13 protein-coding genes are annotated in these 13,739 nt (G+C 38.8%); 4 read left to right on the top strand and 9 right to left on the bottom strand.

Annotated features, from left to right (window positions below):
- Positions 1 to 3: 3 nt before the first annotated feature.
- The 3 genes from ACKWCF_RS08040 (at position 4) to ACKWCF_RS08030 (ending at position 2,585) form a co-directional block, all read left to right on the top strand.
- Positions 4 to 1,272 carry an ABC transporter permease gene (locus tag ACKWCF_RS08040; RefSeq protein ID WP_409480197.1) on the top strand — a complete coding sequence of 423 codons (1,269 nt, stop codon included), beginning with the start codon at positions 4 to 6 and terminating at the stop codon, positions 1,270 to 1,272.
- Between the two features lie 528 nt (positions 1,273 to 1,800).
- Positions 1,801 to 2,292: a hypothetical protein gene (locus tag ACKWCF_RS08035; protein ID WP_409480196.1), complete on the top strand. Its 492-nt coding sequence runs from the start codon at positions 1,801 to 1,803 to the stop codon at positions 2,290 to 2,292.
- 47 nt (positions 2,293 to 2,339) lie between these two features.
- On the top strand, positions 2,340 to 2,585 hold the full coding sequence (locus ACKWCF_RS08030; RefSeq protein WP_409480195.1) for a twin-arginine translocase TatA/TatE family subunit: 246 nt from the start codon (positions 2,340 to 2,342) through the stop codon (positions 2,583 to 2,585).
- Between the two features lie 77 nt (positions 2,586 to 2,662).
- Here ACKWCF_RS08030 and ACKWCF_RS08025 read toward each other — a convergent pair whose 3' ends face one another.
- The 8 genes from ACKWCF_RS08025 to greA all read right to left on the bottom strand — a co-directional run bounded on the left by ACKWCF_RS08025 (position 2,663) and on the right by greA (position 12,261).
- Positions 2,663 to 3,670, bottom strand: a complete 1,008-nt coding sequence (locus ACKWCF_RS08025; RefSeq protein ID WP_409480194.1) for a hypothetical protein — start codon at positions 3,668 to 3,670, stop codon at positions 2,663 to 2,665.
- On the bottom strand, positions 3,639 to 4,112 hold the full coding sequence (locus tag ACKWCF_RS08020; protein WP_409480193.1) for a hypothetical protein: 474 nt from the start codon (positions 4,110 to 4,112) through the stop codon (positions 3,639 to 3,641). The genes ACKWCF_RS08025 and ACKWCF_RS08020 overlap by 32 nt, the downstream gene beginning before the upstream one ends.
- Positions 4,109 to 5,770 carry a hypothetical protein gene (locus ACKWCF_RS08015; protein WP_409480192.1) on the bottom strand — a complete coding sequence of 554 codons (1,662 nt, stop codon included), beginning with the start codon at positions 5,768 to 5,770 and terminating at the stop codon, positions 4,109 to 4,111. Before ACKWCF_RS08015 ends, ACKWCF_RS08020 begins: the two co-directional genes overlap by 4 nt.
- Entirely contained in the window at positions 5,760 to 7,520 is a 1,761-nt protein-coding gene (locus ACKWCF_RS08010; protein ID WP_409480191.1) for a hypothetical protein, read from the bottom strand. Before ACKWCF_RS08010 ends, ACKWCF_RS08015 begins: the two co-directional genes overlap by 11 nt.
- Before the next feature lie 11 nt (positions 7,521 to 7,531).
- Positions 7,532 to 8,902 (bottom strand): type II secretion system protein, encoded by a 1,371-nt coding sequence (locus tag ACKWCF_RS08005; protein WP_409480190.1) that lies wholly within the window; start codon positions 8,900 to 8,902, stop codon positions 7,532 to 7,534.
- Positions 8,903 to 8,968: 66 nt separating this feature from the next.
- Positions 8,969 to 9,748: a glycerophosphodiester phosphodiesterase gene (locus tag ACKWCF_RS08000; protein WP_409480189.1), complete on the bottom strand. Its 780-nt coding sequence runs from the start codon at positions 9,746 to 9,748 to the stop codon at positions 8,969 to 8,971.
- A 2-nt stretch (positions 9,749 to 9,750) separates the two neighbouring features.
- On the bottom strand, positions 9,751 to 11,745 hold the full coding sequence (locus ACKWCF_RS07995; RefSeq protein WP_409480188.1) for a hypothetical protein: 1,995 nt from the start codon (positions 11,743 to 11,745) through the stop codon (positions 9,751 to 9,753).
- 36 nt (positions 11,746 to 11,781) lie between these two features.
- Positions 11,782 to 12,261, bottom strand: coding sequence for a transcription elongation factor GreA (gene greA, locus ACKWCF_RS07990; RefSeq protein ID WP_409480187.1), 480 nt, complete (start codon positions 12,259 to 12,261; stop codon positions 11,782 to 11,784).
- A 115-nt stretch (positions 12,262 to 12,376) separates the two neighbouring features.
- Between greA and ACKWCF_RS07985 the strand changes: the two genes are divergently transcribed.
- Entirely contained in the window at positions 12,377 to 13,351 is a 975-nt protein-coding gene (locus ACKWCF_RS07985; RefSeq protein WP_409480186.1) for a DHH family phosphoesterase, read from the top strand.
- On the opposite strand, the gene ACKWCF_RS07980 is transcribed toward ACKWCF_RS07985, so the two are convergent.
- On the bottom strand, positions 13,325 to 13,717 hold the full coding sequence (locus tag ACKWCF_RS07980; protein WP_409480185.1) for a (2Fe-2S)-binding protein: 393 nt from the start codon (positions 13,715 to 13,717) through the stop codon (positions 13,325 to 13,327). The genes ACKWCF_RS07985 and ACKWCF_RS07980 overlap by 27 nt on opposite strands.
- Between the last annotated feature and the right edge of the window lie 22 nt (positions 13,718 to 13,739).

Raw genomic sequence — 13,739 nt, 5'->3', positions numbered from 1 at the left:
TACATGAGCCAAGCAGAAACACTGACAACTACTCCTCAAGCCACAGCGAACTTAAAAAGTATCGAAACGTCGCAAACGTTTTTTCAAATTGTTTATTCACAATTTAAAGAACATAAAGCGGCTGTTGTTGGCGCTTACTTAATTTTATTCTTCGTTTTAGTGGCTGTTTTCGCTCCGGCTATCGAATGGGCAACCGGCACTGATTCAGATTCGCAAAACGTATTTAACAGATACAAACCACCATTTTCTAAAATCGTAGCTTCTCAAGATGCGCGAGAAAGTCAGATTCAGACTTTCATTCAAGCTAACCCAACAGACGCAGCTGCAATCCAGCAACAACTTTTAGAAAAAAACTTAGTGCAACCAATTCGCCCTGAAGATGCCCTTTACGACTGGGTTAACTTAGAAAAATCTAAAGCGATTTCAGTGATTCAATCTTTAGATACTTCTAAAAAAGACCAGTTAGTAAAAATGGTTAACAACTTTCAAAGCTTTCACTTATTTGGAACTGACGAATTAGGCCGTGACGTATTAATGCGTCTTGTTTATGGAACTCGCGTTTCTATTGGTGTAGGTATTTTAGTTGCTCTCGCATCAGCGGTGATCGGTTTAATTATCGGTTCACTGGCTGGTTACTACGGTGGTGTCATCGATACGGTCTTAATGCGTTTAACTGACTCATTATTATCGTTACCGACTTTACCGGTACTAGTTGTTATCGCAGCCATTGATCTTAAAAAAGTTTTAGGTGGCTTAGTCGATTTCGCAAATAGCTGGTTCGGTGCAACGGCTGGAAACTTCACACAAGAGGTCGTGAACAGCATTTTCTCTGGTGGCAAAGAATCGATCTACAAATTAGTCTTTATTCTTTGTTTATTCTCATGGATGACTGTAGCCCGTCTTATCCGCGGCGCTATTTTATCGTTACGCGAGCGTGAATTTATCTTAGCTTCTAAAACATTAGGTGCGACAGATTTCACAATCATCGTACGTCACATGTTCCCGAACGTTATTGCGCCGCTATTAGTTTCGGTAACCTTAGGCGTGGGCGATTCTATCTTATTTGAAGCAGCGTTATCTTATTTAGGATTAGGTATTCAACCGCCGATGCCATCTTGGGGTAATATGTTATTCAACGCTCAAGAGTTAATTTACCAAGCTCCGTTCTTAGCGATTCTCCCTGGTGTGTTGATCTTCTTAGTTGTAGTAAGCTTCAACTTCTTAGGAGATGGTCTTCAAGACGCTATCGATCCTAAAACGGTTCGTCGTTAGACCGTCGTTAATCGATTCATAACCGGGAACATTCTGAAATAAGTGCGTTTACTGTGAAAAAGTGCCATCCAGGCAGAAAAGGGCTACTGCCCTTTTGAACCCGTAAAGTCCGACCATCCAGGTCGGCCTTGCCTATTATAAATTAAATTCTAAAAAACCTAGGTCTCCAAATCGTGGACGATTTGGAGAAGTGAGAATCTGAGAGCGCAGCTTTCAGTACTCAGGATGCGTATTCGATGACTATGTAATATAGAATTTCTGCACGCTCTGACTTTCGGTTTACAAAAATTAATCTCTACGAAAAAGTGTAAACCCAAAACAAGAGCAAAATGAAAAAGGTATAATTGCCTCTATAGCGAAAATAACTGACGACCCACAAATAGAAAAGTGAGCGTCGTAACCGTCATTCTACGTTACAATCATGTAATATTTTACCTAAAGGGCTCCGTGAGAGCCCTTTATTTTTGTCCTCGGCTGGCCTGTGGATTGTAATACTCCGTTATTGAAATAATTTAATGGGGTAAGTCTATGAAAAGCACAGCTTTACAAACAGTTTTCTTGTTAGGAATCTTAAGCATTTCACAGTCATCAATGGCTGCGACCGGTACATCATTCGAATTAATGTGCCGTAACAAAGCTAAAGAAATAGCCGCTGAAACCTACAACAACTGTGTGACTGAAAACAAACAGTCACAAATTAAAGAAGTGCGCAGCGAATACGAAGCTGAATTAGCAGCCCTAAAAAAACGTATGGATGCCAAGCTAAAAAAGATCTCAAAAGGAGAAATAGCTAAACCTACGACGGCGGCGGCAGCGAGCTCTGATGATAATATCGGTAAACAAAACAATAAACCTTCTAATGAGGGTTATATTAAACGATCATCAGGTGCCCGCGAGCTACCAATGAATAGCGATTCGATGCCTAAAGATACACCTAAAGACCAGCTTAAGTCTGATCTTAGTAACAATACAGATGCATCATCTATTGAAATTGTTGAAATACCCGCTGAACAGGAGTAACCTGGACTCCTAGATAGAAATAAATTTTCTAAAACAAGGAGCCTATTGTGGGTGAGTTTAGCCTTTCACATATTCTGATTTTATCTTTAATCTTATTAATTTTCTTCGGTCCAAGCCGTTTACCAGCTTTAGGCCAATCATTAGGTAAAGCGATTAAAGGTTTCAAACAAGGTTTAAACGAGATCGATACAGATGCTAAAGACGTATCGCCTCAACAACAATTAAACCAAAACCAGCAAGGTATGAACCAAGCTCAAAATCAGAACCAAAAACAAAACCAAAATAATTCATAAGAATTATTTTCCTGATTTTGATCTGCTTCCAGCAGACCATTTACTAAAGGGCGAGTTATCACTCGCCTTTTTTATTTTTACGAAAACAAGATCTTACGAAGTGATTCTTGGCTTAACCGCCAGCCCACTGAGTCGATGAAAAAGTGATGTAAGTTAAAAAAGATAAAGACTGACGTCACCAAGCCTTGGGCTGTCTCTGGCCACCATGAATTAACCATATACGGTAAACCTACAAAAAATAAGAACGATACCACAAAAATACTTACGATAGTTTTTGCGAAAGCTTTGGATTCATTTTGTAAACGCGAGATTCCTTGTAATACAAACGGCGCATACTGAATTGCGTGAAACACCGGAATCAACACAAAAAAGCTTTCAACCGTCCACCACGAAAACCACATGAGATTGGCCACCCACGGAATACTGATGATCACGGCTTTTTTAAAATTTTCTGATTTATTTAAACTTTGTGTCTGCTTTAAAAAAGTAGCTACAAACGCGAAAAATAAAATCCATGCAAAAGCTAAAAGTGCGACCGAGAACATTTCTGGAACATTAAATACACGCACATAACTTTTAAAAAGTAAAACCTGAGATTCTTGTCTTTGAATATTTAAAAAACCAAAACCCGCTAAGGATAAATAACTATATAAAAGTAATGACTTACTCTCACTGGGAAAAACCTGCTTACCTAAAAACACAGAACAGCCGTAACTTTGTTTGGCAAAATGCCAGAACAATAATATCCACGCCGCAATCAACATACCTTGCAATAAAAAATCCACTTTCAAACTGTATACTAACACTAATAAACCAACGATCATCACAGGTAAGTATTTTCCGACAAAGCGGTTTTCTTCTCGTAAGATTTGATTTTTATAAAACCAGAAGTAACTGGCTAAAAAGTGAGGGTACGAAAATAAAATCAAAAGCCAAAAGACATCTTTTTCTGAAGATTTGATATGGTAACCGAAATTAGCAGCATTAAAAAAATAAAGAGCTCCAAGAAAAATTATTGAAAATAATCCGAACAATAGAATATGAGCTAAACTATCACTGTTTAAAAACTGTAATCGTTTCGTCATAGACTGGCCCCAAATCGTTTTTTACACCAAGTACAATTAGTCTGTACTGATTTGGTGTCGTTGTCCAGGTCAGATGAATTTCATAACCATTAAGTACGCAATCACCGCTATTCTTTTTGATCGTCGTATTACTGAAAGTTTTAACAATAGGATCCATACCACCCGTTGAATTCTTCGCTGGACGAATAGACATATCAAAACATAAAACATAAGTCGCAGGTGTTCCGCTTAAAGTAATGTTCGGGTACCGGATAAACTGCTCTTGCAGATTTTGTGTAAAGGCCGATACGATCTCAATAGCCACCGTACGTTTAGATAAACGGTTAAAACTGCTTTTTACCCAAGTAATACCTGATACGGCAGCACCGATGATGATAAAGCCTAAGGCTCCCATCATCACTGATTCCATAATTGTGAAGCCTTTATTATTTTTAATAATCATAAAGTCCTCGTTACATTAAAAATCAGGGTACGGTTAAAAGCATCTGAAGCATTAAATAAAACACTGATATTCGGCATACCACTTGATTCTAAATGACGACGGTAACTTCGCATGTAGTTTGGCCAACACCAATCAGAACCATCACAAACCTCACTGCCCGGAGCAATTACGTTTCCAGCCAGATCTTTTTGGGGCTGTCCAGAAAACCAATCTGATGGCATTTTATGACCGTAATTTGCGTGCAACTTTGTTAAATCGCTATTAATAGGCTGATAAAAAGGATTACCGATATAAACTTCTAAGGTTTTCATTTCACGACGAAGCTCAGTCATGCTGATAACCGCATCGTAGTTTTGACTAAGTACAGTATCAAGCTCTGGATCAACGATAAAAAGTTCTCCGCCACCAGTCACTTTAATCTGGTCAAAATAAAATTTTCCAAACAGATAATGTGTTCTACCCGCTCGAAGTTTAATTGTTAATTTTTTAACTTTTAATAATCCGCAGAACTTAAGCGGATCTGAATCGCTATTAAAATCTAAAGTCACTTCACTATCAGCACGGTATAAAACCATAATCTTACTGATCGCACTTCCTGAAATACCCACATCACATGTGTGAGCTAATTTTTGCAAGATCGATGCGTTCGGAAAATCGACCACCCCAGCTAAGGCGGCATTATAACGATTACCATCACCATTGGTTGATGTCTTTCCGGCCACTTGCGGTAATGGGCTTAAATCCTGAATACCACCAGAGTTAGCGTACACGTAGTGATAATCAACAGGTTCACTCCATGAATAAGCAGGATACGTTGTTGGAAAATAACGAACATTTGATAAATGTTTATCGATAATTCCTTTTTCAAAAACAGTGTTAAACTTAGCTAACTGAAAAGCACTCGCTGCTGTTACCCGGTCAGCTAAAGTATACACCGGCTGCTTAAAAACAACTTTCGGCGCTCCTCCTTCGGGATAACCGACCAGAGAAGAAATCGTAAATGGTGTTGATTTGTTTGAATGCAACACCAAACTATCAAAATAGACTTTACTTGCAGCATCGACTTCAAAAGCTGCTGGCAGACTCGAATTAAAGATTACGCCATAACGGTCTAAACTCAACAAACTTAAAGAATAGTGTCTGATCACTGACTGAGAAGCTACCGCTCGTTTTTTTTGTAAACGAATTTCAATACGCAGTTCACGACGTGTACCCATCAAATCTTCTGATGTTGGCAGCGGAGTCACAATAATCGTGGCTCGTTCAAGCTGGCCTGCAACTTGTGGCGATAAAATACAATTTCTTGCATTCACTGTCGGAGGGATTGGTGCATTTGAAGGGTTAGTTTCCCAAGTAAATGTCGTTGGATTTGCATTTGTTAAATCACGAAAAGCTAAAGCTGCAGCCACTAACTGCGTATCGCAGCTTGTGCCTTCTAAGGGTTGTGAATACACATTTAAAATGCTTCCGATCACTTCTTCAGTCATGGCACGGGTTGAACCCTTTGACATGATAAACGATAACGAATCCGTCGCATTTTTTACATAGAACATCATTCCCACAACAGCAGCCATAACAACGACACCCATCATCACCATGACGACGATAGAGCCGCTGTTATTGTTAAGTCTGTGGTTAAAGTTTAAGTTATCTGTCATTTAAGCAATAAATATTCTGCGAGCAGCCTATCGAGCGAATGTGAAATTGTGCATTCGCTGTTCCTGTTGTTAATGTTACTGTGCTACTCATGCCGATTTCAACTTTAAATGCGGTATCAAGTTTCGGGTCTCCAAGACCACCGTTATTAAATATGATTCGCGCATTTCCATCTGCGGTTAAGTAAGGTGCATCACCACCGATGGCAAAGTTACCTTCTGGATGACTTACTCGGCCTGGATCAATACTTACTACGTTTGTACCCGCCACGGCCGGGTCTGGTGCTATCTGAATTCCCACTGACGAAGAAACGTATTGAATAAACTGACCTGAACCTGCGGTTAGCGGAAAGCATGAAGCCGTATTTAACGCATAACCTGGAGCATTTGATTGCACGCGCGATTTAAGCTGACCTTGAGCCACCTGAATCGCATTCGGAGTACCTACAATCTTCATTAACTTTTTATTTAACTCCATCTTACGTTGGCGAAATTCATTATCGCTGATGTTAGATAAATTAAGTGATCCCACCGGGCACGTTGCATATGTGATCGACGTATCAATCGAAGTACATGTGTTTTTATTCACATCATTCGCATTAAATAAAGCATCAATGGCATTTTCATAATTCGCTAGTTCATCATTAATTAACTTATGATAAACCTGACAAGCAGCATTCGTGCGGAAACTTTCCCACGGATAATCAGCGCTATCAAAACGAATCGAAGAACTTACATCACAAATACTCTTATCAGCTTTGGCAGCATTTAATCTTGCTTTAATAGTGTTAAAGCGCGCCTTTAAAGATGATAAATCATTGCTATAATCTAATCTATCACATGAACAACTTAAAGCACCCAATGTGATCGGCGAAGAGTGCACCGAAGGTTTCGCAGCATAAGCTAAATCATTCACTAAGCTTGTTAACTCGCTGGCTAAGCTATCGCCGCCACCACCGCTAAAACTTAAATCGATGGATTTAGCAAAACTGCCACTACCTGCCCCGTCAACTCTCACACGGGTCTTACTGATCGAAGCATTCCCGTCTAAGATACTGTCTTGCATATAGTCTTTAAGATTAGTTGTACCTACTAAATTATTGCCCGTGATAAATTGGCGCGTGATTTTTAAGTTATTCATGCCGGTATTACTATCAACACCGTTGGTGTTTTTAATCACTGGGCAAGCCATAGCCACAAACTTCATATTAAATTTTGTATTTGTTAAACCTTGCACGCTGGCAGCTTTCGTTGTTTCAGCAATGTAGGCGATGTCTTTCACAGCATCTTTGATTAACTCAAAGGTTTGTTTTGCCGGCATCGAAGAGTAATTTGTCGGAATTAACTTTTCAGTCACGTCCGCATCAACTTTTGAATCTTTAACATACCCCACAGAGAAAAACTTATTCGGCGAAATATCCAACGATGCACCTTGTGGTGATACCCAGTAGCCAACAACAATATTTGTGTGTGGATTACTATTCTCATAAAATTCTGTAGCTGGATGGCGGTCATGGTAATCAGCCACGTCTCCGTCACCACAAAAGCGCGTGCTTGAGAAACGGATTTTACCAGAACCCGAAGCCATTACGGTTTTAGCCTGACCACCCACAGGTACAACCTGCGAATTAGCTAAAATATTACCGCTCAAAATAACTTTTGAGTTCTTCTTCATTGAGCCTGTCCCTGCAGCAAACAGAGCTAAAGGCATAAAACTTACGAGCATGAAAATATTGATCAGTTTGTTTTTCATGAGCCACCTCTTTATTTAATAAATACTTCGATCATCCCTGTTCCTAATCTACGGTTAACGTAGACATAAGCATTGGGATCACCTTTTTCTTTAATTGACGGAACTAAAATGATTTCTTCATGACTTGCCGACGTTACGACCAAGTCATATTTATTTTGAAACTGCGCACTTTGACGAAGCTTGATATAACCAAGATCAACAGGCAGCACTACTAACGAAGCATCTGCACTGTTCATGTCGAAATAATGCTGAATACGCTTCACATCAACAGGCGAATAACTTAAATCACCCTGATAATCCGAACGATCATCATGAAGAGAAAATGAATTACGCGGAAATAGATAGTCTTGGCTGCCAGCTGCAGAAAACCAATTACCTGAAAGACTCACTGATGTAGAAGTTGGAATGTGCCCTGAAGCTAAATGTGTTCTTGTTCCGACTGTTCCATTTGGCGTATAGCTTCCAGTGATTTGCACAGGATCTAATTTTAAAGCCACTGTATTTGGAAAACCTGCAGCCTCCAAAGGTGCTGTCGAAAAAGTAGAAATACTATTTCCTGTAGTTTTGCAGAAATTTTTTGAAGTTGGATCTTTCGGACAATTTAAGGCACTTGTGATTCTTTGAACCACGAATTGTGTTGGGCGGCTGATGTTGTACACCACAGCTAAAGAATCCTTTAAATCTTTAACCAACAAATCAACTTTATCTGGCGTTAACGTCACATTAAATAATGAAATACCCGTAGGGGCTGAATTTTCATAAGAAGCACCGAATTGTTTGATGTGAGTTAGAATAGCAGCGTTTTTCTTACGAACTAAAACTGGCAAGGCTTCTGAGTTATCATCAAACAATGGCCAGCTGGCGTAAACATAAGAATTATTTCTTTGCGCTGTAAGTTTACTTACGTCGATAGTTTCACCCAGCATCATGCTCACCGAATCATTAATATCACCCGTAGCTGACATGCCTGATAACTTGGTTTTCTTAAGATCACCACTGATGTCTTTGTAAAAATCAATTGTACTAGGAATACCTGAGCCGCCACTCACCTGCACCAGCGCACCGGTGTTTGGATCAATCTGGCGAAGGCACGGAACTTTTTCAGAACCGCTACAGAATGAACGAATAGGCACATGTAAAAAATAATATGAAGGAGCTGCGCGTGTTAGATAATCTTGCTGGGCTGTTTGCACCATCAGATCATCCATTACGTTCATTGAATCTTTTGCTTGAATTTCACCGTCACGCACGGTGTTGACAACCGCTGTGGCAAGACCAGCCAACACGATCGACATAATGCCGACCGAAACCATTGTCTCAACAAGGGTAAATCCCTTATTTGATTTAAGAAAATTAAAATACGATGGTTCATTGCTGCCCACTAGGTTCCCCCATGAACTTATCGGCAAAAACAAAGAATTATTAAGACCCAAGTCGCGTAAGTCAGCCTACGAGAGTGTTTCAACATGAGACGTTTTTTCAAAATTCTTTACGTCAGCTGGCTTTAAGGTATCGCTGATGACCCCATACACCCCTTGATGAAAATATTTTTTTACTTGCTCCGGATCATTACAGGTCCATAAAACAACAGGCACCCCCTGTTTTAAAAGCGTTTTATAGCGCTCTGGCGACCAGTACTTTTCATTAAGATGTAAGAAGTCAGGCTTTGCTAAAAGATTTAAAACCTGGCTTTTTAAAATGAAGTTATTGCCGGGATCGTTTTCAAATGTCAGCAAAAGCGCACGAATAATTTTCGGACAATGCATTCTAAAATAAAAAAGTCTGAACGGATTAAAACTAGAGATCAAAACACGATTTTCAACTTTGTATTTTTGAATTAAATCTAAAACTTTTTTCTCTAAAATAGGCTCGCGGATGACCTTTGATTTAATTTCGATATTTAAGTGGTATTCGCCCACTGGAATTTGCGAAAACCACTGCATCACAGACTCAAAACTATCTACCTTTTGATGTTTTTCGACTTCAGCTAAAGTCATTTCTGAAACTTTCTGCGACCCGATTTTATCATCGTGAAACAGAATCACATGGTGATCTCTGGTGATACGAATATCAAATTCAGAAATTTTATAGCCAAGCTCATAAGCTTTTTTAAGCGAAGCTAAGCTATTTTGCTGTAAACCATCAACCCAAAAACCACGATGACATTGAAGTCTTGGTGGAGCGAAAGTTTTCGGTTTGAAAGAGTAAAATAAGTTTAAAAGTGTCATAGCTATTTAAGCGGTGTTGCCTGAAGCTTATCCGCTGGCCCAGAAAGGGTAAAACCTAAACCTTTATAACTTCCACGAGCTGTAAATTGCGTACCCACCGGATTGTAATCACCCGTGATATTAAGTTCTGGTTTATTTTTCTGATCAGCTTTAATTGAAAAAATAATTTTCCCTAAACCATCTTTTTGAAGATTGATTTTACTTTGCGTAAAGCTAACTGCCGGCTTCGGAAAGATCTGATCAAATAAAACATTTAAATGACTTGTTTGCGCTTTGTTTGACTCTTTAAGCGTAAGACCTGCTGTTTTTAAATTATAAATTTCGCTTTTAAGAAGAAGATTTTTTTCGTAATCCAGATTAAACTTTGTAAATTCAAATTCATGAATACTTAGCTTATCAATACTTGCCGTACCTTTAAGATTATTTTTTAAATCTGTCGCAAATAACAATTTAATCTCAGGATCGCTTGGCGTTCCGGTAAAAAGTTTAACCGTATCAGGTTTTAATAAGTGACCCTCTAAATCCACCGATAAAGCCTTATCGTTTGATGCGTAGTTATGAGTGTACTTTAGCGCACCCTTGATTTTTTGCGTATCCAGAATGAATTCATTCACATTTAGACTTATTTTTTGCGGATCAATAGTTGCGTGAAAGTTAAAGCTGTCAAAAACCTGCGAAACGCGTTCACCTTTATTCGAGAACACGAAACTTGTTTTTTCAATCAATGATTTAACTTTAAATTGGTCGACTCCGGTAAACTGAACAAGACCAGACATGTAGCCGGCGTTTTGAATACTTGGTCTGATATTATCAAAAGTTTTGTGCGAAAGAATTTTCGTAAGTTCAATATGCGATAACTGCACATCAAATGGCTTAACCTGGGCTTTCTCATCCATTTTGCCAACGATAAAAATATCGTTGATTTCAGCCACGCCCCCGCCCACTAAAACTTTAATATCCTTAATATCAATTTCATAATGACGGTCAGTTAAGAAATACTCACCGGTCACATAGCCTGTCATTGATGAACCACTTAAGAAATCAAAAACTTCAGTCTGCGGGCGCTCAGCTTTAAAGATATAATTAATTGCCTTAAGAGAAATACCTTCAATTTCACCTAAAAATTGAACGCTATTTTTTTGTTCGTCGTTTCTGATTTTTAAAAGAAATGGACGATCCATAACCAGACCTTTAAGATCTGCGCTCACCGTCATTTTATCTTCTAATTTAACGGCAAATTTAATATCTGATTTTAAAAGATAATAACTTTTATCGGCTTCTTTAAACGCCAACAATTGGCCCGTGATTCCTAATTCATTTAACTTGTGATTTTCATATTTAAACGAAACTTGAACCGCATTAAAATCAACGGCCGTATTCATTTTATCTACGGCAATCACACGCAGACGATCGATTTTAATTTCATTTAAATGCGATTTAAAGTTTTTAAGTTTTTCTAAGGTTTCGTTTTTTGCTGTAGCGACAGCTGCAACTTGCTCTGTCTTTTCTGGTTGTACTTTTGCGGTCTGCGAAGGGCCAGCTCCGTTTGCTGAAAGAGCTACGCGGTTTTCAACATCGCCTTCGGTTGACTGATTTTTTGAAAAACAAAGACGTGTGTTTTTAGTACGTACTTCTAAAAGCGAAACACGCACTGTTGAAATCACCTTTTCTTTAGAAAAAAGTAAATTCAGACTTAATGGAAACGACAAATTATCAATGTAAACTTGGTTTTCTTGGCAAGTCGCTTTAAGCGGGCTAATGCGAATGCCTCTGATTTCAATCACTGGGCGCGGCAAGCCCCATTCGCTTAAACGAACTTCAACCGATTCAAAATCAATATTAACGTCTTTTTGCAGTCTTACGATAGATTGTTGAAGACGTGCTTTCACAACAGAAGATCTGATTTGGGATTTAAAAATAAGCCCGAAAAATAGCGATAGGATGATTCCTATCATCACGACTCTTAATCCCGCCTGATCAACTACCGCACGTTTCATAGTCGAGTTTCACATCCTGCGAACTCTGTTCGCGAATTATACGAATTTAAAGGAAACAACTTCGTAATCTTTATCGCCCTTAGGAGATTGCACTGTAAATGCATCACCGGCTTTTTTACCGATCATGGCGCGGGCAATCGGAGATAAAATAGAAATCATGCCGTTTTTTACATCAGATTCATCAACGCCAACGATTTGGTAAGTTGATTCTTCTTCAGTTTCTTGGTCCATGATGACAACTGTTGCACCGAATACAATGCGGTCTGATTTAATTTGAGCTGGATCAATAAACTCAGCCCCAGCAAGTTTACCTTGGATTTCGCCGATACGGCCTTCGATCATGCCTTGACGCTCTTTAGCTGATTCATACTCAGCATTTTCAGAGATATCACCTTGAGCACGTGCTTCTTCAATAGCTTTAATTACAGTTGGACGCTCTTCAAACATCAGCTTTTTAAGCTCTGCTTCAAGTAATTGTTTTCCACGAACTGTCATTGGTAATACTGAATCTGCCATATTATACCTGCTACCTAAGGGGTCCCTATTCCAAAGTCTTATTTTATACCAAAAATGTTTAAGTTTAACAAACTACAGGGGACAGGCTACATCGCGTCATATTATCATATCTGCTATGCCTATAGAGTCCCAAATCGATGTCATCCTGCAAGCACAACGTATTTTACTTACAACACATAGAAACTCAGACGGAGATGGTATCGGATCACTTGCCGCTTTGTATGGAGCTCTTAAGAATTTGAACAAACAGGTATGGTTTGTTCCTGTTGATGAAGTGCCTAAACGTTATTCTTATATGCTTGAAAATGTTGATATTTGTACAACTCCTGATGACATCAATGCTGATTTATTAATTATCTTAGATACGAATCACGGCGAACTTTGTAATCCCCTATTTCAAAATAGCATTAATAAAAACCGTAAAGTTTTATTTATCGATCACCACGTTGAAAATTCTAAGCCCCACCCGCTTATTTTTCGTATTATGAATTTAGAGGCGGCTTCTACGGGTGAAATCGTTTTTGATATTATTAAAACCTTAAATGTACCAATTAACGATTTTATCGCTTCAGCCCTTTATTCAAGCCTTACTTTTGATACGCAGGCTTTTAAACTTGTGCGCAATTCAGCCCGTTCACATTCAATTGCTGCCGAGTTGGCCAGCCATCAAATTAACACTGAAAAAATTCAACGTGCTCTGTTTGCGCATTGGACACCTGATAAAATGAAGTTTTTAGCTGAACTTATTCATTCGGCAAAATATTCATCAAACAACAAGGTTGTGGGCCTCTCAGTCACGTTAAAACAATTAGAAAAATACAAACTTCATGGTGATGATGTAAATGATATCGTTGATATGTTTACTCTAATTCCAACAGTTAAATTTGCTTACTTTATCCGCCAGGCCGAAGCCAATGAATACAAGGTAAGCTTTCGTTCAGCTCTAAATGATTACGCTTACACGGTGGCGACGCGCTTAGATGGCGGTGGACACAAAAGCTCTGCAGGTACATGGCTAAATGCTGATAGTATTTCTTCGATTGAAGATAGAATTAATAACGAATTAAGACTTCTTAAATTGCTCGATTAGATCAGTGATATCTTTTTTGCAGGAGCCGCAACCTGTTCCTGCAAGCGTTGTACGTGACACATCTTCTACTTTAAAACATTCGTTTTTGATTGAGGTAAAAACTTTTTCTGTCGGCACGTTTCTGCAGTGACATAGTTCTTCATGGTTATAACAAAATTTAAATTCGAAGTTAGCCTTCATAATAAATTCGTTAATTAAAATATCTTCGCCGCTACCAACACGCTGCTGCGGCCATTTATGCGGATCATTGCCGTACTGCGCTTTTAACGCAGCCACTTTATCCAGAAGAAGCTTTGAGCCCCTAACTGTGATCTGTTTATCTTTAAGCTCGATACGAGCTTTATAAGGAATTTCCGCAAATACCATACATATATTTTCGGACAAATCT

The sequence above is a fragment of the Pseudobdellovibrio sp. HCB154 genome, assembly GCF_046267985.1.
GTDB lineage: Bacteria > Bdellovibrionota > Bdellovibrionia > Bdellovibrionales > Bdellovibrionaceae > Pseudobdellovibrio.
This window is presented reverse-complemented; position numbering and strand designations above follow the sequence as displayed.